The sequence below is a fragment of the Nitrincola iocasae genome (genome assembly GCF_008727795.1).
Lineage (GTDB): Bacteria > Pseudomonadota > Gammaproteobacteria > Pseudomonadales > Balneatricaceae > Nitrincola > Nitrincola iocasae.
Map to the genome: position 1 here is coordinate 2691892 of NZ_CP044222.1, position 25472 is coordinate 2717363.

Consider the following 25472-nt stretch of genomic DNA (forward strand, 5'->3'; position numbering starts at 1 on the left):
GTACTTGACAGCGCGTTTTTTCAACCAACAGATAGCAAGGCCTATAGCCGCACACACGGCGAGGTATCCACTTAGCTTGCAGGGTGATAAATCACCACCTCATCCGGAAGGTCGCGGCAATGGCGTGCTGTCGATCGGAGTCGGCAAATTCTCCACGGTACTCCAGATCCAGCTGCGAATACTTGCTCAAGTATGTACTAACACCCAACAGGGTCTGTGCGCGGTTGCGATCCGTGGCTGGCCCCTTGATATTGAACGAAACGTCGCCATTCGCGGCAAAGGCCGGGTTGAGCGAAGCCTCGCGATACAGGTGTTCATGTACCCAGGACAGGCCCAGTGTGGTATTGAACTGCATACCATTGGAACTTTTCAGCTCACTGTTCATGCGTGCTCCCAATACCGAGCGCAGCGAATTCATGCGGTCGTCACCATAGGTCAGACTGGCATCACCAGCACCGGTTTCGGTAAAGCCCTTCTGGCGATAATGGCCGTACTCCAACCCGGCAAACGGTGTCACCCAATGGTTATCGGACAAGGTGTAATGCCTGCCCGCTTCAAGCGACAAGCCAAGCGCATCGATGTTGTATTCGGACTTTGCAGCACCGGAGAAGCCAGTGAACTGCACCTCTCGTGTACTGTTGACACTGTGGTGACCTATGCCAAAGATGGTATTGAGATAGTTATCGGTCCACTGCTTGCGGCTATAGGCGGCCAACTGGTAACTGTCGATACCAGAGCCACCCGCGTGCATGTTGACATTGCTACGGGTGTAGCCGAAAGCGACCCCAGCCACTAGACCATCCTGCATTTCGCTATCGTAACCCAGCACTATGCCATGGCTTTTATGCTTTGCCTTCGATGCTTTGCCATCGCTGTCGATGTCACCCAATCCGCTTATTCCTCGCAGCCAAACAGTCCGGCTCGGCTTGGATGTATCAAGCAGGCTAGCCACATCATCGCCGCTATAGGCCAACTGCTCACCAATGACCCGAGTGAACTGATGGGACGCACGCGCCACCTGCGGCAGGGTGTGAGTATGCTGTTCCCCAGAGAGGCTACCGTAGGCGTCAGGTAGCTGTTCCGCTGGAAGCATATTGAGCGCATCGAAGAGGTCTACAGCCTGATCCGATGTAGCGAAACTGTCGAGGTTGAGCGCAAGGCTCTGCTGGTTCGGCGTCAGTAGCTCACTGACTACCGCCTCAAAGCTCAACTGTTCGATCAGCATGCCGTATTCAGTGCCCGTAATCACTGGGGTGAGCTGCAGGGTGGCACCGAGATTGTTGCTGATATTGTCAATAATGGGATTGAAGCCGTTCTGCGGATCGCCCGCCAGTACCAGGCTGCCTGCATTGATTAGATTGTATTTAGTGCCAGCAATTGGCGCATGGCTGAACTGCAGGTCGAGCGTGCCATCCAGCGTTGCGGTGCCACTGACGTTGATCTGGTCATACTCGGTGCCCGGCGTGGGGCCGTCAATTTCCATGACGGTAGTGCTGCCCGAGTTCAATGTGAGGTCGCCGGTAATGTTCAGGAGGCCAGGGCTGTTGCCCGGTGACAGTATACCGCCACTGTTGACAACAAGGTTGCTCAGTGTGCCGGAGCCACCCAGGATGGCGCCACTGTTGACGAAAGTATTCCCTGCGATGCTGCCGTTGACGAGAAGCTTACCCGCAGAAATGATGGTGTCACCACTGTAGGTATTGGCACCAATCAGCGTAAGAACTCCAACTCCCTGTTGGGTCAAGGAACCAGAACCGCTAATCTCGCCAGCAAAACTCAAGGCATCCGAGCGATTGAAGACCAGCGCCCCGTTGTTAGTGACGTTACCATCAATCGAACCGGTCACCCCGGCATCACCAATCTGCAAGGTGCCGCCAGAGATGGTGGTACCTCCAGTGTAGCTGTTGCTGCCGGTCAGCGTCAGGATGCCGCCACCTTGCTGAGTCAACGAGCCAGAACCACTAATCTCATCCACAAAGTCCAGATCATCCGAACGGTTGAAGATCAGGGCCCCATTGTTAGTGACGTTACCATCAATCGAACCGGTCACCCCGGCATCACCAATCTGCAAGCTGCCATCAGAGATCATGGTACCGCCACTGTAGCTGTTGCTACCGGTCAGCGTCAGAGTGCCAGCGCCTTGCTGAGTCAACGATCCAGAGCCACTGATCTCGCCCGCAAAGCTCAAGGCATCCGAACGATTGAAGATCAGGGCCGCATTGTTGGTGACATCACCAGTAATAGAACCGACAGTGCCGCCATTGCCGATCACCAAGGTGCCAGCAGAAATTGTAGTGCCGCCCGCATAGGTGTTGGCGCCAGTCAGCGTCGTGTGGCCGGTCCCGGCGACGTTCATGCTACCCATACCACTGATAACGCCAGACAGGATATTGCTGTTGCCACCGTTATCGAAATTATTGTTGCCAGCAAGAATCATGTTCTGATTCAGCATGGTCGCTCTTGCCGTGCGCAAGGTGCCGCCGTCGAAGTTGATTGTGGAGTCGCCTAACTCGCTGCCAGTGGAGTAGGTGACAAGGAGAGCAATACCATTTTCGGTAGTGTAGGGGTCTATCGCAAACACAGACTCTTCAAAACTCGGGAAGGTGGAAGAGATCAACAGCGTCCCACCCTTCAGGTTCCAGCCCAGGCCGCTGGTGTTGCTCCCCGTCACGGTCCAGGTACCGCTACCGGTCATATCCAGCGTTTGAAAACCCTGGTATTGCTGGCCGGAGCCAAGGTTGTCGATGTTAAAGCTGCTGTTCCCGGTTCCACCCAGGACGAGGGTATCGCCACCATTGGTGGTGCCGCTGCTGCTGACGACCTTGCCACTGATTGACCAACCAGCCTCGAGGATCAGCGTATTACCGCCGCCGGATAGATTGATGGCGTTGGCCTGGGGGCCGCTGATGAGGCTGGTGCCGTGGGCGCCCCCAGCGATGGAACCGCTGTTAGTAATGGTTGAGGCACCGAGGGCCGAAATGCCAACGCCGCCGTTACCGCCACTACCGGTAACACCACCGGCGTTACCGCCAATGCCGCCGACGATCGTGCCTGAGTTGGTAAAAACAGAATGATCAAGGCTGACAGCAGCGCCACCGTTACCACCATCACCACCACTGATAATAAAACCGCCACTACCGTCACTGCCGCCATTACCGCCCGCACCGCCATAAATATTACCGGAGTTGGTCAGGGTAGAATCAATTACATCTATGCCATATGCACCGTCACCGCCGTCACCACCCGTGCCACCGTTGCCACCAGTGCCACCACTACCTCCAGTACCGCCGTTACCGCCATATCCGCCAGCCCATAGTGTACCCGTGCCACCGGTGCTGCCAGAGCTGCCGCTGCTGCCAGCGACACCACCCGCCCCGCCCGCCCCGCCGGTGCCACCGTAGCAAAAGTTGCTAGTGGTACTACAGTCGCCTCCGGTGCCACCGTTGCCACCGGTGCCGCCAATGCCGCCGTTGCCGCCGCTGCCACCAACGCCTCCGGCCCCGCCGGAAATAGTGCCGGAATTAGTCAGTGTAATACCATCTCCAAACACCGCTATATTACCGTCACCACCGTTGCCACCTTGACCACCCTGACCACCAGTGCCGCCGGTGCCGCCAAAGCCACCCGTGCCGCCGTTGCTGTTGTTGCCGTAATCGCCATCGCTACCACTGGGGGCACCCGTGCCACCGGTGCCACCGAAGCTTGTCTGAATTTCGCCCGTGCCGCCCGTGCCGCCTGTGCCGCCCATGCCGCCCGTGCCACCAGTGCCGCCATGACCACCGCTGCCTCCCGCACCGCCGGAAATAGCGCCAAAATTGATCAGGGTGAAGCCCGTTCCAGACACAGCGATATCACCGTCGCCACCATCACCACCGCTACTGCCCAAGCCACCAGCACTACCGGCGGCGCCGTTGCCACCCCAGCCACCGTTGCCGTTGTCACCACCGTCACCACCGTCACCACCGCTGCCAGCCGCTTCGCCGGAGCCACCGTTGCCACCCCTGCCACCACTACCGCCATCACCACCGCTGCCGCCGTCGCCACCCTTGCCGCCCGTACCTCCCATACCGCCCGCGCCGCCAAAACCGCCGTCACCACCCACAATCGTGCCAGAAGTGTTAATGGTCAGGGTGAACCCCGTTCCAGACACAGCGATATCGCCGTCACCGCCATCGCCACCGCTACTGCCCAAGCCACCGGCACCCCCGGCATCACCCGCTCCACCATTGCCACCTACGCCGCCATCAGTACCATCAGTGCCATCGATGCCGTTACCATAGAGACAGTTACCGCTAAAAACATCAAAGTTTAAACAGTTGATACCGCCATCGGTACCTCTGATACCATCACTGCCTGCGCTGCCATTACTGCCAGTGACACTAGAGTTGTAGCCGATACCACCAGCGCCACCCTGACCGCCGGTACCGCCATAACCGCCGCGAATGGTACCGTTTAACAGGTATGCATCGGCGTCTGGAAACTGAAAGCCAAGACCACCATGGGTGCCATCGCCACCGCTGCTACCGGTCGGGATGGTATCCGTGCCTACAGATCCAGTGCTTCCAACCGTTCCAGCGGTGCCGTCTGTGCCCGATGAGTTGACAAGTGTTGTCACCGCCCAGGCTGTTGGGGTGGCGAAGGCGAGTGTAGCGGCCAGTGCCGCACTCTTAACGAGGCTCCTACCCTTGCCATGTGAACGTGCAATTTCGGGTGCAACCTGGACAACACCGGATACACTGTTCTTTATTAGTCGGTAGACTTTGTTCATTATTGTTTTCCACAAAGTAATGCTTGGCATCAAGCTCTGGTATTAAAAACGTGAACCAAGCTTGACTTCAACACTCAACCCTAAAGAGGAAGTAGATATGTGCGTGATATGGATAAAGGTGCGCAAAATGGATATATAAGACGGGTTATCGAAAGGCTTACGGAATCAGAAACGGCCAATCAAAAGAATATAAACCTGTTGCTAAAGAAACCCAGCAGATGCCTGTGCGAAGCTGCAAAACAGGAGGGTGTGTTGTTTGTCTGAAAAGAATTGATTCGCCCGGGGACCGGGCTCCTACAATCAAATAACCTGTCAGATTTTGCTTAGCTGGCAACAATATTCCGCAAGCTTTTCACCAGTGTTTCAGGCTCCTGGGCACCAGATATCAAGTACTGATCATTGATAATAAACGCCGGAACAGAGCTGATACCCATCTGCTGCCAGCGGGCTTCATCTTCACGCACAGCCTGCACATACTGATCTGATGCCAGCACCTGTTGAGCGGCTTGACCATCCAGGCCAATGCTTTTCACCCAATGAACCAATACCGCTGGATCACTGATCTCGGCGTCATAGCCAAAGTAAGCTTCAAACAGCGCTTTTTTCATCTCGGTTTGCTTGCCCTGCTCCGCCGCCCACTTCACCAGCCGATGTGCATTGAAGGTATTGCGGGTATGACGCTGCTGCAGCGATGAAAAATTCAACCCCAGACCCTCGGCAATCTCTTGCATCTGAGCCTGAGCTTGCTGCATCTCTTCTACACTACGACCATACTTGCGACTAAGGGCCTGCAGTATGGGTTCGCCATCCCCATCGGGATCTGGATTCAACTCAAAGGCATGCCATTCAACGGTAAAGGTCATTTCAGCTTTCAGTTGCTGCATGGCCAGTTCCAGTCGGGCATAACCTATGGCACACCAGGGGCAGGCAATGTCTGAAATAATATCAATTCTGACGGGTTGCATAGAACCTCTCCAGTAGTAATTAAAAAACCCAATGCCGCAGAACACTATTCACGACTCACTCGATGAGCACCACAGGTTCGGTTAGTTTACGGATATAATAGTCAAATTAACTGTCTAACCGCGTATAGGCAGAACCATGTTCACAGGAGCCTCCGCCATGAACCGCATGATGCTATTTATAACCGCCCTTCTGATTGGCGGCTGTGCTTCAATTCCCTCTGATTTGCGTACGGCAACTGAACAAACCTTACTGCCTTTTTCATCGACAGTCACCACTGAACCTTCAGGTCAAATCGCACGTTGGGGCGGTGAGATTGCTAAGGTAAGTAATCTGCAACAGGGTAGCCTGTTAGAAGTAGTTGAATTTTCACTAAACGCCAGTGGACGCCCAGTGAAGGCGGATACCAGTGGGGGGCGGTTTAGAATTCTGGTATCCGGTTTTATTGACCCGGCGATCTATGTACCCGGACGCTTGGTAACCGTACTGGGCAGCTTTTCAGCTACCGAAGAGGATAAGGTAGGAGATCAAGCCTACCTGTTCCCGGTACTCCAATCTGAACAATTACACCTATGGCCCGAGATTGAGGAACCCTCGAATTGCAACTGTAATTACGATCCATTTTCCTTCCACAGAAGTTTTATGATGCGACCGATCATTATTGTTCCAGCGGATAATTAGTATCCCCCTGGCTGGAACCGTTAACCTGCAGAAACGCCGACAGCTGCTCTATGATCTGCCGGTGCATGGCTCGCCTTTTGTCGCGGCCCTCGATACAAACATAGACATCGTCAGGTTCTTCCACCTTCAAAACCTGAAGCGCCTTTTCAGTGCATAACCCTAAAAAGTCAAAATGCGCCAGTTGCTCAGGTTCGTGATAGCGAAACGTTTGTTGCAACAATTGGGTGATAAGATAGCGTGATTCAATATCAAGATCGAGGCCCATAATGTTCTTGGGTGCCGCATAAATCAGCATAGGCACATCAATAGCAGCCAGGCTGTTACGATCAAAACTTTGACTACCACCCAGGTCAAAAATGGCAAAGGCTTTGATGCGTGAGTCAGACCAATCCATCTCCATTTGCTGGATATCGTCAGGGGTTTTAGCAACACCCCAATCGGTGAATAAACCGCAAATGAGTTCAACGGGATTGAGCTGACAAAATTCATCAAATTGCGTCGCACTGTATCGCGCTCCGGCCAGCATCATTGCCGTATGCCCACCAAGAGAGTGGCCAGCCATGTAAATTTCATCCTGGCGAACCTGGTCAGCAAAAACGAAATCCGTGCTGATATAGTCGATCACCCGCGAGATGTCGTGTGCACGCTGCCACAACTCGCGACGCTGCTCAGGGTCTCGGAAAAAATGCGAAGTACCGGGATGGTTGATAGCGACCACCAGATAGCCTTGAGCAACCATCGCCTGGGCTAACCAGGCCTGATTATGCGCTGTGCCAAACAGCCCATGGGATAACACAAGCACAGGAAAAGAGTCCGCAATTGGTGCCGCATCAGGCACCACGGCAATGGGCTCCCAAACAAGTTCGGTATTGCCATGCGCCCAAACAGGCTCACTGGAATCAACTGAGGGGTACCAAATATAGCCCTCCAGATTTCGTCCGGTTTTCGTATCTTCAAGACTGAAGTTTATCCTTCCCGTGGTGTAGTTCTGCGTGGGATAAGGGTCTTGCGCCTGCGCTGTGGCAATGCATAACCCCAACCCGATAAATAGTAAACTCTGGTATAAACGCTTAAAACCTTGAAGGCGATGCATAGTGTTCCCCCGTTGGATTGAGTCGTGTCAGTAGTGACCACTATGGCATCGGATTTTCAATCTAACGTCCTGAATCCGGTTTTACGACGTCCTCAATCCGGTTTTAGAACCCTATTCAGTCGAATTTACTTCCCATTGAGCTGAGTATTCCACTAGGCTAGGGCCTGATTCGAAATGTTAACGCACAGGAAAACCGATGATTGCGATCCCCCTTCCTTTTGTCGTATCAATATTGCTTTCGCTGTTTGCATTTTTTTTGTGGGTGCGGCCATCAAGCAGCGCCAAATTAGCAAGTGCTTTTGCCATGCTTTGTGCATTAACCACAGCAATAGTAGGTTTGCGCTGGAGTCTGGATTGGGCCATCTTTCGCACCCTGCAACCTATTCTGGCTTCGCTGCTACCCGTCTGCGCATGGTATTGTTTCAGGCGTGCACATCAAAAAATGCATCTATCCTGGTGGCATGCTGTACTGCCCGGGATCATTGCACTAGGCGCGCTGGGTTATCCCATATTGCAAACGCCCTTAGATGCTCTATTAACCTTTTTGTATATAGTTTATGGCGTCGCTTTATTACGCTCAGCACCAACCATCGCGGGGGATGTCAGGCTATCGGATACAGAAGGGTTTGCGCATGCCGAGCGTGTAGCCGGTTATTCGTTACTCTTTTCAGCACTGGTTGATGGTGCTCTGGCGATCAGCTTCATGTTTTATGAGGGCGTCCATGCACCGTATATTCTGGCATTAAGCTACGCTATTTTATTACCTATGATTGTTGTGATTATCGCTTGGGTCGGACTTCGGACTCACTCGGTTGATGGCGAAGAGATAACTGCAATTAGCGAACCACCGCCCTCGATTGACACTCCTGAGCCACAGCTGACACCCGCGGAAGCCGAAACCATCGTGCAGCAATTCACACAGCTGCTGGTTGAAAAACAAGTCTTTCTTGACCCGGATCTCACCTTGAATCGTTTAGCCCGCAAACTGCTCATTCCAGCAAAACACATCTCGATAGCGGTCAACCAAATCTATGCACGCAATCTATCCAAAGTCATTAATGAGTATCGAATCGCTTATGCCCAAGCACGCTTAGTCGAAAGCGATGACAGCATCACCCAGATTTACCTAAGCTCAGGTTTTCATAGTAAATCCAACTTCAACCGTGAGTTCAGTCGGATCACCGGGCAAACCCCCAGCCAGTATCGCCAGGAAGCACGCAACCCGCTAGGCAAGAGTACCCCTTGATCACTAGATGCAGCTTGGCTAGATTTCTAACTCACCTTAATTGGAGTTCCCGCCACAATGAGCCACTAAGCCTCTGACATTCAATCTCTCTTTTTGATTAATCTGACAGATTGGCAGGGTTATCCAGCTTAGTTCATCACGCGTTTGTCCCTAAGGAACGCGTCAGGCAGAATGAGTTGCGCTGAATGCACAGATGGCTATTGTATTCAGCATAATTGACCCACATAAATTGTAAGTGTAAATTATTTAGCTATAAAGCAATTAAAACAGCGCATTAAGTCTTTTAAGCTGAATATCAAGGATAAATACGAGTGGTACGTCTGACGCAACACACTCCAGACACATCCCAGTTTCGGCTGTTCCGAAAAATACTAAAGCCTTTATTATTCAAGCTGTCAGCATTTTTTTGGCTAATAATGGCACCTTTTGTACCGGCAAGCGAACCTTTGCTTATTGCCAGCTTACCCATGGAAAGTCGTGATGCAACCCTCTCTGCATTTGAACCCGTTGCACGCTATTTAGAGCAACAGCTACAACAGCCTGTGCATCAGGTCTTTCTGGAATCTTATCAAGATGTAATTACAGCACTGGATGCCGGACAAATTGATATAGCCATGCTGGGTCCTCTGCCATTCGTCACGTTACATGCAAAGAACGCGCAAATCGAGCCACTGGTATTTTTTCGTGAGGCGTCGGGTAAAGCACGCTATCGTTGCATGCTGGTAGCCTTTGCAGACGATGACATTAACATCATGAAACTACGCAATCGGCGAGTCGCTCTGACTCAACCCTTATCAACCTGCGGCTATCTGGGCACTAACGCTATTCTACATTCTGAGGCGGGACATGATCTGGAAGAAACAATCTATTCGTATCATAACAATCATGAGGCGGCTGCACTCGCTGTCATTGCCGGTCGAGCCGATGTGGCCGGCATAAAAGATGAGTTTGCCTACAACTATGCATCACTGGGCTTAGAGATTTTAGCCGCATCTGACTGGGTGCCAGCAGTTGGGTTGTTCGCTAATAGCGTACAACTCAGTGAAGATCAAATAGTCAGGATTCGTGAAATTCTGCTGGCAACACCTGTACAGGAGTATGCTAACTGGGGACATTTCATGCAATATGGTATGGAGGCTGCGTCTTATACAGATTTTGAAACTTTGAAACACTTTGGAGATCCTGCACAAATACCGCTGAATTCAGGACCCAACTAAAGATGCAGATACCATCCTTGTGGCGTGCCAGAATACATTCGACAATTGCAACATTACTGGCAATAGTACTTGTCGGCATATTTCTGTTTAAGCAGCATAGCATACAAACGCAGCTACTGGGTGAGCAGCAGGAAATCGCTCTGGATACGGCCTATAGAGCCATAGTGGAAACTACTCGCCGGGACATAGAAGCTCGTTTTCGTTTTCAGATAATGCGCCCTGAAGTCCTTGAATTGGTAGCTATCGCTGGCGATGCGACTGAACAGGAGTTACCAGTATTAAGAGGCAAGTTGTACCGACTTCTAGAGCCGGTTTATCGAGAGATGGAAGAGATAGGGTTACTGCAATTCCAGTTTCACCTTCCAGATGACCGTGTACTGCTCAGGTTTCACCACCCACAACGATCGGGCGACCCTCTATTCTCTCTACGCCCTTCTATCCGTATCGTACACACCGAGCAGCGCCCCGTATATGGACTGGAAACAGGAAGCACGACTTCTGGATTCAGATATATTTTTCCGCTTCAACGGAATAATAAGCACCTGGGTAGTGTCGAGCTGTCGATGCCCTTCAGCTATCTACAAACACAAATGAACCGATTACTCGGTCGTGGTGAATTCGCCCTGGTATTTGATCGGCAACGGGTACTGGCTACAGTTGATAGTATCAATCGCGTGTATTATTCCGAATCTACCATTCACCCCGGTTTTTTGGTGGAGAATCGAATACTGACAGCGGAACATCAGTTATTCAGCCAATCTGACGTCGTTTTTCGACTACAACAGCAACTTCGCGAGAACACCAAGGTACAAAGGCTTATGCCGCACCATAAAGCCTTTGTGATCAGTGCGAAAGAGGCTGACCAACACTATATGATCAGCTTTCTCCCCGTGCAGGGTTTATCTGGAGAGTCGATAGCCTATGTGATCCGCTTTAAGCCAAGTAATGCCCCTGCACACCTGTTTAATACACTATTGAGTAATCTGGCCGTTGCAACTGCGTTGATACTGCTACTGGGTGTTCTGTATTTTTATAATTTGCGCCAACGCTTGCAACTGCAAGAGGACATATGCCGACGTCAGGTTACCGAATCTGAACTATCTCTTTATGCCAATATTTTTGAAGGTAGTGGTGAAGCGATCATGGTAACCGATCACAAAAACTGCATTACCGCCATTAATCCTGCATTTTCTCACCTGACCGGTTACACAGAAAAAGAGGTAATCGGCAGCAATCCAAGCTTGCTTGCATCGGGCCATACGCCTGCAGAAACCTACCAGGCCATGTGGCAAGCACTAGGCGAGCATGATTTTTGGCAAGGAGAACTTTGGGATAGACGCAAAGATGGCAGTCTTTACCCCAAATGGGTAACTATTTCAGCCATGCGTTCTCAAGGAGAAATCAGTCACTACATTGCCAGCTTTACCAATATCAGTGATCGCAAAGCGGCTGAAGATAAAATTGAACGCTTAGCCCATCATGACCCGCTCACCGGCCTGCTAAATCGCTACAGCTTGGAGTTGCGCCTTGAGCAGTCCATATTGAGCGCACAGCGTGAGCAGTTATTGGCCGCCGTTGTTTTCATTGACCTGGATCGCTTCAAGACCATCAATGACTCTCTTGGTCATCAGGTAGGTGATAAATTATTGATAGAAGTCGCCAAGAGACTTAAGCAACGTACCCGTGACAGTGACATAGTGTCTCGCCAGGGCGGTGATGAGTTTGTAGTGGTTCTAACCGGATTACGCAGTACAAATGATATCCCCCATGTGATCAACGCCATGTCAGTCGCGCTATCTCAAGCCTATAAAATTGATCAGTACAGCCTCAGTTGCACACCCAGCATGGGTGTCGCAATCTTTCCTACTGACGGCATGGATATGGAAACGTTGTTGAAAAACGCCGATACGGCCATGTATCACGCCAAGGAGAAAGGACGTAATAATGTGCAGTATTTCACTGCTGCGATGACCCAGACTGCTATTGAACGTTTAGCCATTGAGCAGGACTTACGTCATGCCATACAGAATGACGAGTTTGAACTTTATTACCAGCCTCAGGTATGTGCACATTCACAACAAATACTCGGCGTCGAAGCACTGATACGCTGGCATCATCCACAACAAGGGCTCGTCCCTCCCTTGCGCTTTATTCCAGTTGCTGAAGAAAGCGGCCTGATTGAAACAATCGGCGCCTGGGTACTGGAAGAAGCCTGTCGTCAATTATCAGATTGGCGTGATGAAGGTATCTGCAACATTCACATAGCCGTGAACCTCTCATCACATCAATTGCGCTCAGCCAGTATAGTTACTCAGGTCGCTGAGTGTATGCAACGCTATGCTATAAAAGCTGGCGAATTGGAACTGGAAATTACTGAATCTGTTGCAATGGATAATCCAGAGCATTGCATTAGCCAATTGATGGCGCTGCGTAATCTGGGAGTCAGCTTAGCAATTGATGACTTTGGTACCGGGTACTCATCTCTGGCATACCTCAAACGTCTACCGATTGATATCCTCAAGCTGGATCGCAGCTTTGTTCACGATATTGAAACCGATCCCAACGATGCCGCTATTAGCGAAGCAACGATCTCTATGGCACATGCGCTGGGTTTGAAAGTTGTCGCAGAGGGAGTGGAAACGCAAGGACAAGCCTATTTCCTGGCAAGCATTCATGACTGCGATCTGTTACAGGGTTATCTGTTCGGCAAGCCTGAGCCTGCCAACATAATTGTTGAGCAGTTAAAAAAACATCTGCATTCGCATTAACCTTTATACCCTTTACCTACGACAAACACTTCTCGTGAGCGGGAACGTGAGGCTTCAGGTTTACGGATCACTACACTGGTGAAATGATCACGTAGCGATTTGATATAGGCATCATAACCTTCACCATGAAATACCTTGGCGATAAAACTGCCTTTAGTCTTTAATACTTGACAGGCCATATCTAATGCCAGTTCGACCAAGTACATGGACGCCGCCTGATCGGCAGCCGCTACTCCACTGATATTGGGCGCCATATCTGAAATCACTACATCGACAGGATCACCATTCACAGCAGCCATGATCTGATCAAAAACAGACTGTTCAGTAAAATCACCCTGGATAAACTCTACATCGGCCATGGCATCCATAGGTAGAATATCGGAAGCAATCACCTTGCCTTTGGGTGCAACCAGTTTCGATGCCACCTGTGACCAGCCACCTGGGGCTGAGCCAAGATCCAACACCAGCATGCCCGGCTTGATGAGCTTATCCTTATCATTGATCCCCAGCAGTTTATAGCTGGCACGCGAGCGATAGCCATCGACCTGCGCCTGTTTTACGTAGGGATCATTGACATGTTCATCCAACCAGCGGTTACTGCTTTTTGATCGTGCCATGATACTGTTTCACCTTTGCCGTCTGAAAACCGGCATTGTACGTGGCATCACCGGACAGGCCAATCACCTAAACCACATATTATACTATTATTCATAAGCAGCAGTATCTGCAGACTCTACATTTAATATTTTAATTAAATCGAGCATAGGCATCGATTTAAAAAAGTACCACCCTTGCACATAAGTATCATCACAGCATGCCCTTATCAGATCAAGTTCATCAACATTCTCAACACCCTCAAATATCAACTGTTTATTTAATCCAGAAACCAGATTCATTATAGAAAGCACCATGCATTTCTTTAATTCATCATTTAAAGACTGGGTAAATATTCGATCAATTTTAATACTATCGAAATTAATTTCTGTAAGCCAAACCAGGTTGGAAACTCCAGTTCCAAAATCATCCAATGACACTCGAAATCCATGGTGCCTTGCACGGTTAGAAAAATCTGAAAGCATACTGAGTGGTACTTCAATTTTTTCAGTAATTTCTATTTTTATTTGATGGGCATAAAAACCCTCAGCTGTCACTTTTTTCTTTAGATCAGACAGAAAGTTTTCTTCAGTAATCTCATAGGTACTTACATTAATTGACAAGAAAAAATTTTCTCTATTCTTCAACACTGAAGCCATCTCTTCAATAGATGAAGTAGCTGTTTGGTAGGCTACATATTTGTAAAGATTAATTTTCTCTGCAATACTAATAAATAACTCCGGAGAAACCCTCCCATAGACTTCATCATTCCACCTAACCAAGCTCTCAACACCAACAATCTTTGATGTTTTCAGGGAAATTATTGGTTGATATTCCATATATAATTTTTCATTAAAAATAGCTTTTCTTAACCTATATTCCATAGAATTTTTATTATAAACATACGATCTAAATGCATACGAAATAATAAAACTGAACATAAATATTATTAAAAATACAAACAAAACAAACGACTTATTATAGTAAAATAATCCGAAACGATGATTGAATGTATGTACACAGTATCCGTATATATTGCTACAAAGTTTCGTATTTACCCCATCATAAACAAATGATAAATCAATCCAGGAAACACTCTGCGCCGGGGATTGGTAATATATAAATGCATGATTATCAGTTACTGTTTCAATCGAAAATGAGAATCTTTCATTTCTATCTAAAAATGTTTGAAATGCAAAATAAGCTGTAAATGCAGCCACATTATTTTTCCGCGTTATATCTAACTCTAATGCTGCCGGAAATATATTGGAAACCATAGAATAGAGTAAAAATCCAGAATTTGTTCTATAAAAATCCATAGGAAGTGTGGCTGGATAGGGTAATCGGCCCCAGTTAGCCGTACAGACTATCGCATCATTTTCAACAACACCCAGATCATAGACATATAAATATTTATGTGTAATTTTTCTAATAGTGTCCAGACTATTCTCATCACAACTGTTAATATTGTCTTTTTGAGCTTCATCTGTTGCATTGAGTAGTTGAGTTGATACGGTTTCAGCATGAGCCAGTAACTCTTTTGAAAACTCATTCTGTTTATCTCGTTGATCTTTAATAGCTAATAGATGTACAGATAGAATCAATAATAAAAAAATAATGAAAACTATGCCAAAATTGCGGAAGCTCCATGTTTTCATTTGTAAATACATCCCATTTTAATTTATCTGAATTTATGCACTAACAATAGCAAGTTACTTAAATTCAATACTCCCGACCCAATCACAAACACCTACAAACCGTATAGTAAATTAACACATATACGTCAAGCAATCGTTTCATTTTAGAAAGAAAATATGCGCTTTCATATCTGTAAAAACACTACTCAGACTGACTTTATCCAGGCTGACGGGTATACTTTGCGTTTGAGCTCACAGATCCCCTTCCTATCGTTCGGAACGCCAAGATGATTCGCCTTACTCAACTGTCGCTACCCCTTGATCACCCTGAATCGGTTCTACGCCAGGCCATACTGGAGCGTCTGTCGCTCAGGGATGAAGAGCTGCTCGATTACACTGTATTCAAACGCAGTTATGATGCTCGCAAGAAGAATACTGAAATCACCTATGTATACATCATTCATCTGAGCACGCAGGACGATGGAGCGGTACTCGCCCGCTTCAAGGATGACTCTCAGGTGATCCCCGCTCCGGACACCCAGTACTACCCAGTTGCCTTGGCACCCGCCAGCTTGACCGAACGACCAGTAGTAATAGGTTTTGGTCCCTGTGGGCTTTTTGCCGCATTGATACTGGCTCAAATGGGCTTTAAACCCATTGTACTGGAGCGTGGACGTAATGTACGTCAAAGAACGCAGGACACCTGGGCGTTGTGGCGAAAGCATCAACTCTCGCCTGAGTCCAATGTACAGTACGGGGAAGGCGGCGCGGGTCTGTTTTCTGATGGTAAACTCTACAGTCAGGTGAAGGATCCCAAGTTTTATGGCCGTAAGGTGATGCAGGAATTCGTCAAGGCAGGTGCACCGGACAACATCATGTATGTCAGCAAACCGCATATCGGCACCTTCCGCCTGACCAGTGTAGTTGCCAAAATGCGCGCAGAAATTATAGAACTCGGTGGTGAGATACGCTTTGAATCCAGAGTTACCGATCTGATCATCGATGCAGGGCAAATTCGTGGTGTGGAACTTGCCGACGGTACGCAAATTCCCAGCAATCATGTCGTACTGGCCCTAGGTCACAGCGCCCGTGACACCTTCAGAATGCTATACCGCAAGCAGGTGTTTATTGAGCCAAAGCCCTTTGCCATCGGCTTTCGTATCGAACATCCACAATCCATGATCGACACAGCACGCTTGGGCAAGTATGCCGGTCATGAAGCCTTGGGAGCCGCTGATTACAAACTGATACACCATGCTAAAAATGGCCGTGCGGTGTATAGCTTTTGCATGTGTCCTGGCGGACAGGTCGTTGCCGCGACCTCGGAAGAGGGCCGGGTGGTCACCAATGGCATGAGTCAATATTCGCGTAAAGAGCGTAATGCCAATGCTGGCATCGTGGTCGGCATTGAGCCAGAGAAGGATTTTCCCGGTAGTCCTTTAGCTGGCATTGAGCTGCAGGAAAAGCTCGAAGCCATTGCCTATCAACTGGGCGGCTGTGACTACAGCGCTCCAGCACAACTCGTCGGGGACTTTATCAAAGGCCGTCCATCAACGACACTCGGCGAGGTGATCCCGTCGTATCAACCTGGTGTCAAACTCTGTGACCTGGCTGAAGCCCTGCCTGATTATGTCATTGAAGCAATACGTGAAGCCCTGCCAGCCTTTGGTAAGAAAATCCGTGGATTTGATCGTGAGGATGCCGTATTGACCGGCATAGAATCACGTACCTCCTCCCCTATCCGCATTACCCGGGATGCAAACAGCCTGCAAAGTCTGAATGTGCGAGGGCTTTATCCGGCCGGCGAAGGCGCAGGTTATGCGGGTGGCATACTATCGGCCGGTATTGATGGCATTAAGGTAGCTGAAGCCCTGGCGTTGGACATCATGTCGCAATCAGGGGCTGAAGCATGAAACTGGATACCATCAAAAAACTGCAGCAGAAAAAGTATCGCCAGGAGTTCGGCCAGTGCCTGGTAGAGGGTGAACATCTGGTACTGGAGCTGGAAAATGCGGCCAAAAAGCAAGCTGACCTGCTGACAAGCACCCTGCTGGTAACCGAGGCTTATGCTGACTGGCCAACGCTACTCAACAAGCAGGTCATCAGCGGCAAACAGATGGCGGGCATCTCAGATACCAAGTCTCCTCAAGGCATCCTGGCGGTGGTTCCTACCCAAGCGATACAGCCGGTTTACACAGAAACCGATGTCGCTATTTACCTTTACCAGATACAGGACCCTGGCAATCTGGGTACTATTTTACGCACATTAGGTTGGTTCGGTGGCTTTCGCTGCCTACTAAGCCCGGATAGTGTCGATCCCTATAATCCCAAGGTGATCCGCGCCAGTATGGGTGCTATTTTTCATGTACCACTGGAACAGGATGTCGCTCTGGAATCCTTGTCTGGACGCTATAACCAGATCGCCTGCCTGGATATGCAAGGTGAAGCCATAACCACACCAGCGTTTCAACAAAGTGACTGTTATCTATTTGGTAATGAGGCCCGCGGCGTACCACGTGTGCAGCTGGATGCTCTGCAAGCAAAAGCCTTTACCATTCCGGGTGCCGGACTGATCGAGTCGCTGAACCTGGCGAGCGCGGTAAACCTTTGTGTTTATGAGCGCCAACGCTGAGCCCTGATCATTGCTGATAATGTTGCACAAACTGCTGTAGCTGCTCATCATGCAACTCGCCCATGTGCTCATTGACCAATCGTCCCTGTGCATCAAAAAACTGTGTGGTCGGCAAACCTCGCACCTGCATGGCCTGCAATGCAGCTTGTCGTGGGTCTAGTAATAAGTGCTCAAACGTCAATCCAGCGCTATCCAGATAATCAGTAATAACATCCAGGGTTTCACCCTGATTGATCAAGACCAGCGTTAAGCCTTCCTTTTCGGCGTAACTTGCCAGCAGTGGCATCTCGCGGATACAGGGTGGGCACCAGGTCGCCCAGAAGTTAATCACCACCGGCTGCCCCTGAAAGTCATTCAGGTCCACAGGTTGCCCTTGCAGGTTGGATAGCACCAGCGAATCTGGCAGACTGCGGGACAACTTGGACTGTTGCAACCCCCAAAACACAGCGAGTCCAAATACCAATACTGCCACTATAAACAAAGGCCAATAATATCGTCGCACAGTGTCCCCTTAAGTTACTCAGTAATAAGGCCCTGGTTGAGTTCCCCCATACCAGGGCCTTATTGTGCCACAGATAACGTTCCTTTCGGGTAGAGTTACTGATCAGCCTGAGACAAAACTCGGTGCTATCCCCAAGTCCCACAACACCACAGTGGATGCCAGCATACTCACCAGCACTACCATGCCCACCGTAAGGATCGATGTGGAAAACATAAAGCCCCTGTCAGCCGGGATATTCATCAATTCGGGCACACCGGAATAAAGAATGAAAACCGTGTAGGCCAGAGCCGCCAGACCGACCCCGACCACAAACCACAACATCGGCCACAAGCCGGTAATACCAGCCAACAGCAGTGGTGTGGCAGTACAGGTGGCCAGCACCATGCAATGTTCCAGATCAGAATCAGCCCCGTAGGTTTTTTCCATCCAGTGAATCACATGCGCCATAAAAGCTACACCCACCAACAGTGCGATGTAAAACACCACGGCAATCAAAAACGCACTGCTGGTTGATAGTTTGACATAGGCTCCCGTACCTATACTCCAGCCAACCTGTGTTGTGCCGATAAAGAAAGATACCGGTGCTATGGCACAAAGCCACAACAGCGCATGGGTATAACATTCAACGAAGCTATAATTACGCTCGCGAATATTCGTCCAGATACTTTGTTGGTGAAACATAACACCACTGATTTGGTGTAGTAACATAGTGTATCTCCTTGGTGGCCCGGCCACCCTTATTGATCAGATCAAGGATCTGGTTATTATTATTTTTCACAGCATGAACACCTATTTTCTTAGAACACTAATAGGACGTAATGATCCAGCAACAACCAACCAAATAGATATAAGATATAACGTATTGAAAACCAGAACGCAGCAAGAGGTGCCTTGGGATCATTGCCACGCCAGACTTTCCAGTTCCAATACATAAACCGGCTGTTCAGCAACACAATACCCAGTAAATAAATCCAGCCACTCATACCAGTAGCAAAGGGCATGAGTGTAGCTACTACCGTCAGCCACCCATATAACCAGATCTGTAAGCGGGTAAAATCAATACCGTGAGTCACCGGCAGCATGGGCACACCTGCCTTGGCGTACTCTTCACGCTTATGAATAGCCAATGCCCAAAAATGTGGTGGTGTCCAGGCAAAAATGATCAATACCAGTAATAAGGCATCCGGGTTAAGCTGACCGGTCATCGCGGTCCAACCTAACAAAGGGGGTGCAGCCCCCGCCAGTCCACCTATGGTGATATTTTGCGGGGTGGCATGTTTCAGAAATGCGGTGTAAATCACCGCGTAGCCAAGCAGGGCCATGGCTGTCAGCGCGGCTGTCATTGGATTCACTTCTATCCATAACAGCACCAAACCGGCCAATGACAATAACGAGGCGTACACAGCGGCCTGCCAGCCACGAATGCGTCCTTCAGCGACAGGCCGTCGGGAGGTTCTTAACATCAGCTTATCCAGGCGCTGATCCAGCAAATGATTGAATGCAGCAGCACCCATTGCAGCCAGACCTATACCCAGCAGGCCTGTGACTACCCGCAGCATATCAGGTATACCGGGTACCGCCAGCGCCATACCCACAGCCGCACACACCAGCATCACCAGCACAACGCGTGGTTTACCCAGTTCGAAATAATCCCGGCCAAGACTCAGGTAGGCAGCTAATTCCTGCCGGGGATGAATAATCAGTTCTGTATTACGCATGAACCACCTTCCTGTAAGAAAACGCCGGTGATGCCGATTCAAGCCTCCCGAGCGACCAGCCACTGCGTAACAGCAGTAGCATAAGCAGTGCGGCACCGGCGGTATGCAACAAAGCCACCGATAGAGGCAAGGCATTCAATACCAGAATAATGCCCAATGACACCTGCAGCAGATAGGTACCCAGAGCTGCCAGCAACCAGCGACGAGCCCCCGTGTGATGTTTGTAGTGTAACGTCAAGAGGATCAGCCCCAATCCCAGCGCCAGCGCTCCCAGGCGGTGAGTATAATGAATTGCCGTGCGGGCACCGGCATGCAACTGGCCATAGAGATAATTGGGACCCACCTCTTGCGTCAAATGAAAGCCTTCATCAAAATCGATATAGTCAGGCCACCATTCATTGTTGCAGGTAGGAAAACCAGTGCAGGCAATGCCGGCATAATTGCTTGATGTCCAGCCCCCTAAAGCGACCTGAGCCACCAACAAAAAGCCCACCAGCCACCAAAGCCCGGGCAGGCGTATAGGCCGACGATCAGACTGGCGGCAGGCTTTTAATCGGAAATACAGCCAGAAAAAGCAAGCAAGCACCGTAAACCCACCCAACAGATGCAGCGTGACAACCTGTGGCCAGAGTTGCAGGGTAACCGTCCAGGCACCGAAGGCACCCTGCAGACAAATGATGCCCAGCAAAACCCAACTAACCGCAACCGGGTAATCCTGAATATGGCGGTTCTTCCAAGCCATCCAGGCCAGTGTCAATGCCACCAAACCGAGACCTGAAGCGATATAACGATGAAACATTTCCATCCAGGCTTTAAAAGGATCAAGAGGGAGATCGGGGGCAAAACCTGCCGCACGCTGCGCATCCGGAACTACCAGTGCCCCATAGCAACCAGGCCAATCGGGGCAACCCAGTCCGGCGTCAACCAGGCGCGTCCAAACCCCGACCAAAATAACCACGAAGGTAAAGCAACCCCCTATAGCTGCCAGATACATGGCTCGATTCACCGCTGGTCCAGAGCGGCCCTGGAGGCTGTTATCAGATCGCACCATCATCACCTCTTATTATCGTTATCCAGTTACAACTATAGCAGTCATTTCATTCGGGGTTGCGCTTCAGCAAACGTTGCAGATCTTTATGAACATCCCGTACCTCAACAAATGCCGGATAACGCGTGACCACGATTCCCTGCGGATCAACCAGCCATACCTGAAAATCTTCAACCCAATCGGGTCGACTTTCCTGCCACAAAAGCCTGGCCTCTCCCGGTAAAACATCTTGATCCTGACCGGTCAGTCGCAAGCGCTCTACCCGAATAGCCTCGCGTCCAAGCGCACGGTGCATACGCCACCACTGATCAGCCTGGGCCTGGCAATCAGGGCCGCAGGTGTCTGGGGCACTCCAGACCAGCAACCATCGGTCATTGGCCTGCCAGTCCAGAGGCCACTCGCTCAAAGGCGGAAGCTGGTGGTGAAGCTCTCCATTGGCGACATCTGTTTCAGGAATGCCGACTTGCCAATGCAGCATGGCCCAAGCCATCGGCATAGGTGCAGCAAGAATCAGAATCAAAAGAATTAGCTTGATACGCGCTTTCATACGTTATCCTGCTGACAGGTTTTACAATACAGAACACGATGCCCTATCACCGCGACTACCAAGGCAAGCAGCGCCAGACAAAGCCACTGAACAGCATAAGCGATATGCCGTTCAGGTGGCATTTGACTGGGTTTCCACCAGGCAGCCAACTGCCCATCACCGGCGTTCTGATGTACTACGCCCTGAAAATGCGGCGCGGACAAATGACTCCAGGGACTTAAAGCAATAGACTGTAAGCGATTACCTTCACGGTTATCACCGAAGACCAGATTGCCCTGCTGAAGCGTTTGCCAGTAGCCCCTTACCTCCAGAGAAGCCTCCGGCGTGTCCACTTCGGGTTCAACGCGGCGATCAACCACCGTTGGAATGAAACCACGCTGTATCAGCCACCAATGCCCTGAATCAGCCAGAAAAGGCGTCAATACAGCGACTCCAACTTGCCCTTGTAAAACCCGGTTATCCAGCCACAGGGTTTCCTCAGCCAGAAAGCGTCCGGTCAGGGTCACTTGTGCCAGGTTTTCAGGCTCTATCACCGGGTTATAAAGCATCTCGGTTGCGGCCCACTGTGTCAGCAACTCGGTTTTTTCTGCGGCGCGCTGCCACTGCCAATTTGCCAGTGCCAAGCCAACTAACATCAGACTTATCCATAACCCCCACCATAACCCCAGACTGATAAGACGCTTGACCTGCGGCGCGTTTTTTGATCGACTGAATACTTTATAACCCCTGCGCTTCAGCGCTCCGGAGTGATTCATGCTAAAGCTCCTGATAGCCCTCACCTTTATTGCCATGTTAATCAGTCTGGCGGCTGGTGCCGGTTTTTTGCTTAAAGACGCGTCTACGTCAAAACGCACTCTGACCTCACTGAAACTACGAATCACTCTGGCCGTGGTACTGATGATCCTGTTGGTCTATGGATTTTCCCAAGGACTGCTCAACTGAATAACCTCACATTCAGAACACATAGACAAACAGGAACAATCCGATCCATACAACATCGACAAAGTGCCAGTACCAGGCTCCGGCTTCAAAAGCAAAATGCTTATCGGCACTGAAATGGCCTTTCATCACCCGCATTAACAGAACGGCCAACACGATGGCACCAATGGTCACATGCAGCCCATGAAACCCCGTCAAGATGAAAAAGGTTGAACCATAAATACCTGCCTGCAGAGTTAATCCGAGATGGTTCCAGGCTTCAACATACTCGACGCCCTGAATAACCAGAAACACACTCCCTAACACCAGGGTAACGATTAACCAGTTACGTAGCTTAAGTCGTTCCCCCGCTTTCAGTGCATGATGCGCAATAGTCAGAGTCACACTGGATGACACCAGTAGCAGGGTATTGATCAAAGGCAGGGTCCAGGGATTGACCAGGGCGGTGGGTCCACCGATGCTCGGATCCGGTGTCTGCATTAACGGCCAGCTGGCAGTAAATTCAGGCCAGAGTAATGCTGTCACCCCCTTCGCGCCCTGACCATCCAGCCAAGGCAAGGCGAACACCCGAACATAGAACAAGGCACCAAAAAAAGCGGCAAAAAACATCACTTCCGAGAAGATAAACCAGGCCATACCCTGTCGAAATGAACGATCCATCTGACTATCGTACAGCCCACCCATTGATTCCCTGACCACATCACTAAACCAACCATACATGACTAAGGCGATACCGATCAGACCTGCCAGCAAAAACGGCAAGCCGGTTCCAAAACTCATTAATGAGGCGGCACCTATAGCCGTACTGGCCATTACCGCAACTGCAATAATCGGCCATTTACTGGTTGGGGGAACATAATATTGACTAGTCACGAAAACCTCCCAGGGCAACCACTTCATCCATCGGATAGAGCGTGTAAGCCAGTGTTAGTGTTTTTATATCATCAGGCAGATCAGGATCGATCTGAAACACCAGGGGTAACTGTACCGTTTCACCCGCCTTCAACCACTGTTGCTCGAAGCAGAAACACTCCATTTTGCGAAAGTGTCTGGCACCGGCTGACGGAGTGATACTGGGCACCGCACGGCTGGAACTACGCGTATCACCGACGTTAGTGAACTGAAAACGCGCCTGAGAGATCTGTCCGGGATGTACCGTCACCACCGAATCCAATGCCTCCAGTCGCCAAGTCAAACCACTACCACTGCGAGCCACCAGTTGGACGCGTATCTGACGCGATTCATCCACGCCTTTAGCACTGATGATCTGGGCTGACTCGGCGGTTTTTCCGTTTAATCCGGTCACTTCACAGAAAACGTCATACAGCGGTATCAGCGCCAGGGTGAAACCCACCATGCCCAGTAGCACCCAAAGTGTCTTTTTAACAGTTCGCTGTACACCGGCTTGAGCCGTTTGGCTGACACTCATAGCGATCCCCTGGCATCCATACTAGTGTCGACTCGGCGAATCAGTTGCCGGGTCATACGCGGGCGGCGTGTCAAAGGTATGTAGTGGTGCTGGACTAGGCACAGTCCACTCCAGACCTTCGGCGCCCTCCCAGGCTTTCGCGGGTGCTTTCTCACCACCCCGTATGGCTTTAACCAGTACCCAGACAAAGATCAGTTGCGAGAAACCGAACATAAAACCACCAATCGATGAAATCATATTAAAATCAGCGAATTGCAGGGCATAGTCGGGAATACGGCGGGGCATACCAGCCAGTCCGGAAAAATGCATCGGGAAGAAGGTCAGATTGACCCCGATCACTGACATCCAGAAATGCCATTTGCCCAGGGTTTCATTGGCATAATGCCCGGTCCACTTTGGCATCCAGTAATAGGCAGCAGCCATAATGGCGAACAGAGCTCCCGGCACCAGTACATAATGAAAATGTGCCACTACAAAGTAGGTATCGTGGTACTGGAAGTCGGCCGGTACTATCGCCAGCATTACCCCGGACAAGCCACCAATGGTGAACATGACGATAAACCCCAGCGCAAACAGCATAGGCACGTCAAAGGTAATCGACCCTCTGAACAGCGTGGCAATCCAGTTGAATACCTTAACCCCGGTCGGCACAGCGATCAGCATGGTCGAATACATAAAGAAGAGCTCCGCCGTGAGCGGTAAACCGACCGCAAACATGTGGTGAGCCCACACCAGGAACGACAGTATGGCAATGGATGCCGTGGCATAGACCATGGAAGCATAACCAAACAAGCGCTTACGGGCGAAGGTCGGTACGATCAGTGACACGATGCCGAACGCGGGCAAAATCATGATGTATACTTCCGGATGGCCAAAAAACCAAAACAGATGCTGAAACAATACCGGATCACCACCACCGGCGGCGTTGAAAAAGCTGGTACCGAAGTTGATATCCATAAGCATCATGGTGACAACACCAGCCAGTACCGGCATCACTGCTATCAGTAAGAAAGCGGTGATCAGCCAGGTCCAGACAAACAGCGACATATCCATCAAGCGCATGCCCGGTGTACGCAGATTCAGAATAGTCGCAATAATATTAATGGCACCGAGAATAGAACTGATCCCGGCCAGATGAATCGATATGATGAAGAAACTGGTTGATGGCGGTGCGAAAGTGGTCGACAGGGGCGCATAGAAAGTCCAGCCAAAGTTGGGGCCGCCGCCTTCCATAAACAGGGTGGATAACAGAATCCCGAAGGCCACCGGCAATAACCAGAAACTAAAGTTATTCAAGCGTGGCAAGGCCATATCCGGTGCCCCAACCTGTAGCGGAATCATCCAGTTGGCCAAACCGACAAAGGCAGGCATGATCGCACCGAACACCATGATCAGGCCGTGCATGGTGGTCATCTGATTAAAAAATTCTGGCTGAATATACTGCATGCCCGGCTGGAAAAGCTCAGCACGAATCACCAGTGCCAAGGTGCCACCAATAAACAGCATCAACAGCGAGAACAACAGATAGAGGGAGCCTATCTCTTTATGATTGGTGGTTAATAGCCAACGCATTATGCCGGTCGGTCCATGGCTTGCATGACTTGTGTGTGCTGCCTCATCCTGTGCAACATCACTGACACTTTGCTGAACAGTCGCTTGCGATGTATCAGACGCCATAACATTAACCTCT

At 50.1% G+C, this 25472-nt stretch carries 22 protein-coding genes; 7 read left to right on the plus strand and 15 right to left on the minus strand.

The window, feature by feature from the left end:
- Positions 1-91: 91 nt before the first annotated feature.
- Both F5I99_RS19845 and F5I99_RS12440 read right to left on the minus strand, forming a co-directional pair.
- Positions 92-4768 carry an autotransporter domain-containing protein gene (locus tag F5I99_RS19845; protein ID WP_191905846.1) on the minus strand — a complete coding sequence of 1559 codons (4677 nt, stop codon included), beginning with the start codon at positions 4766-4768 and terminating at the stop codon, positions 92-94.
- A 323-nt stretch (positions 4769-5091) separates the two neighbouring features.
- Entirely contained in the window at positions 5092-5733 is a 642-nt protein-coding gene (locus F5I99_RS12440) for a DsbA family oxidoreductase (protein ID WP_151056458.1), read from the minus strand.
- A 157-nt stretch (positions 5734-5890) separates the two neighbouring features.
- On the opposite strand from F5I99_RS12440, the gene F5I99_RS12445 reads away from it, so the two are divergent.
- Positions 5891-6412 (plus strand): Slp family lipoprotein, encoded by a 522-nt coding sequence (locus F5I99_RS12445; RefSeq protein ID WP_191905847.1) that lies wholly within the window; start codon positions 5891-5893, stop codon positions 6410-6412.
- Here F5I99_RS12445 and F5I99_RS12450 read toward each other — a convergent pair.
- Both F5I99_RS12450 and F5I99_RS19850 read right to left on the minus strand, forming a co-directional pair.
- Complete coding sequence (locus tag F5I99_RS12450; protein WP_151056462.1) at positions 6390-7505, minus strand: alpha/beta hydrolase family protein; 1116 nt, start codon at positions 7503-7505, stop codon at positions 6390-6392. The two genes, F5I99_RS12445 and F5I99_RS12450, sit on opposite strands and share 23 nt — an antisense overlap.
- Positions 7506-7682: 177 nt before the next feature.
- A complete protein-coding gene (locus tag F5I99_RS19850) occupies positions 7683-7811 on the minus strand; it encodes a hypothetical protein (RefSeq protein ID WP_267903000.1) in 129 nt (42 codons plus the stop codon).
- Between F5I99_RS19850 and F5I99_RS12455 the strand changes: the two genes are divergently transcribed.
- From F5I99_RS12455 to F5I99_RS12465, 3 genes are all read left to right on the plus strand, one after another.
- On the plus strand, positions 7810-8751 hold the full coding sequence (locus tag F5I99_RS12455; RefSeq protein WP_225307398.1) for a helix-turn-helix domain-containing protein: 942 nt from the start codon (positions 7810-7812) through the stop codon (positions 8749-8751). The two genes, F5I99_RS19850 and F5I99_RS12455, sit on opposite strands and share 2 nt — an antisense overlap.
- A gap of 416 nt (positions 8752-9167) precedes the next feature.
- A complete protein-coding gene (locus tag F5I99_RS12460) occupies positions 9168-9968 on the plus strand; it encodes a PhnD/SsuA/transferrin family substrate-binding protein (protein WP_151056466.1) in 801 nt (266 codons plus the stop codon).
- A 2-nt stretch (positions 9969-9970) separates the two neighbouring features.
- Positions 9971-12736, plus strand: a complete 2766-nt coding sequence (locus F5I99_RS12465) for a bifunctional diguanylate cyclase/phosphodiesterase (protein WP_151056469.1) — start codon at positions 9971-9973, stop codon at positions 12734-12736.
- On the opposite strand, the gene rlmE is transcribed toward F5I99_RS12465, so the two are convergent.
- Together rlmE and F5I99_RS12475 are read right to left on the minus strand one after the other, a co-directional pair.
- Positions 12733-13353 (minus strand): 23S rRNA (uridine(2552)-2'-O)-methyltransferase RlmE, encoded by a 621-nt coding sequence (gene rlmE / locus F5I99_RS12470; RefSeq protein ID WP_151056471.1) that lies wholly within the window; start codon positions 13351-13353, stop codon positions 12733-12735. The genes F5I99_RS12465 and rlmE overlap by 4 nt on opposite strands.
- An 87-nt stretch (positions 13354-13440) precedes the next feature.
- Positions 13441-14988, minus strand: coding sequence for an EAL domain-containing protein (locus F5I99_RS12475; protein WP_191905848.1), 1548 nt, complete (start codon positions 14986-14988; stop codon positions 13441-13443).
- Between the two features lie 266 nt (positions 14989-15254).
- Between F5I99_RS12475 and F5I99_RS12480 the strand changes: the two genes are divergently transcribed.
- Positions 15255-16880, plus strand: a complete 1626-nt coding sequence (locus F5I99_RS12480; protein WP_151056475.1) for an NAD(P)/FAD-dependent oxidoreductase — start codon at positions 15255-15257, stop codon at positions 16878-16880.
- Complete coding sequence (locus F5I99_RS12485) at positions 16877-17599, plus strand: TrmH family RNA methyltransferase (RefSeq protein WP_151056477.1); 723 nt, start codon at positions 16877-16879, stop codon at positions 17597-17599. The genes F5I99_RS12480 and F5I99_RS12485 overlap by 4 nt, the downstream gene beginning before the upstream one ends.
- 7 nt (positions 17600-17606) lie before the next feature.
- Here the strand turns inward: F5I99_RS12485 and F5I99_RS12490 are convergent, their stop codons facing one another.
- The 6 genes from F5I99_RS12490 to F5I99_RS12515 all read right to left on the minus strand — a co-directional run bounded on the left by F5I99_RS12490 (position 17607) and on the right by F5I99_RS12515 (position 22169).
- On the minus strand, positions 17607-18101 hold the full coding sequence (locus F5I99_RS12490) for a TlpA family protein disulfide reductase (protein WP_151056479.1): 495 nt from the start codon (positions 18099-18101) through the stop codon (positions 17607-17609).
- Positions 18102-18203: 102 nt separating this feature from the next.
- Positions 18204-18809, minus strand: a complete 606-nt coding sequence (locus F5I99_RS12495; protein WP_151056481.1) for a Yip1 family protein — start codon at positions 18807-18809, stop codon at positions 18204-18206.
- An 89-nt stretch (positions 18810-18898) separates the two neighbouring features.
- Positions 18899-19819 (minus strand): heme o synthase, encoded by a 921-nt coding sequence (cyoE, locus tag F5I99_RS12500; RefSeq protein WP_151056483.1) that lies wholly within the window; start codon positions 19817-19819, stop codon positions 18899-18901.
- Positions 19812-20873, minus strand: coding sequence for a COX15/CtaA family protein (locus F5I99_RS12505; protein ID WP_225307399.1), 1062 nt, complete (start codon positions 20871-20873; stop codon positions 19812-19814). The genes cyoE and F5I99_RS12505 overlap by 8 nt, the downstream gene beginning before the upstream one ends.
- Before the next feature lie 43 nt (positions 20874-20916).
- Complete coding sequence (locus F5I99_RS12510) at positions 20917-21414, minus strand: hypothetical protein (RefSeq protein WP_151056485.1); 498 nt, start codon at positions 21412-21414, stop codon at positions 20917-20919.
- On the minus strand, positions 21411-22169 hold the full coding sequence (locus F5I99_RS12515) for an SURF1 family protein (RefSeq protein ID WP_191905849.1): 759 nt from the start codon (positions 22167-22169) through the stop codon (positions 21411-21413). The genes F5I99_RS12510 and F5I99_RS12515 overlap by 4 nt, the downstream gene beginning before the upstream one ends.
- On the opposite strand from F5I99_RS12515, the gene F5I99_RS12520 reads away from it, so the two are divergent.
- Positions 22168-22356: a DUF2909 domain-containing protein gene (locus F5I99_RS12520; RefSeq protein ID WP_151056489.1), complete on the plus strand. Its 189-nt coding sequence runs from the start codon at positions 22168-22170 to the stop codon at positions 22354-22356. The genes F5I99_RS12515 and F5I99_RS12520 overlap by 2 nt on opposite strands.
- A gap of 12 nt (positions 22357-22368) precedes the next feature.
- Here F5I99_RS12520 and F5I99_RS12525 read toward each other — a convergent pair whose 3' ends face one another.
- Genes F5I99_RS12525 through ctaD form a run of 3 tightly spaced genes read right to left on the minus strand, consistent with a single transcriptional unit; the run spans position 22369 to position 25459 of the window.
- A complete protein-coding gene (locus tag F5I99_RS12525) occupies positions 22369-23226 on the minus strand; it encodes a cytochrome c oxidase subunit 3 (RefSeq protein ID WP_225307400.1) in 858 nt (285 codons plus the stop codon).
- Positions 23219-23782, minus strand: coding sequence for a cytochrome c oxidase assembly protein (locus F5I99_RS12530; RefSeq protein ID WP_151056494.1), 564 nt, complete (start codon positions 23780-23782; stop codon positions 23219-23221). Before F5I99_RS12530 ends, F5I99_RS12525 begins: the two co-directional genes overlap by 8 nt.
- A 21-nt stretch (positions 23783-23803) precedes the next feature.
- Positions 23804-25459, minus strand: a complete 1656-nt coding sequence (gene ctaD, locus F5I99_RS12535) for a cytochrome c oxidase subunit I (protein WP_151056496.1) — start codon at positions 25457-25459, stop codon at positions 23804-23806.
- Positions 25460-25472 lie beyond the last annotated feature (13 nt).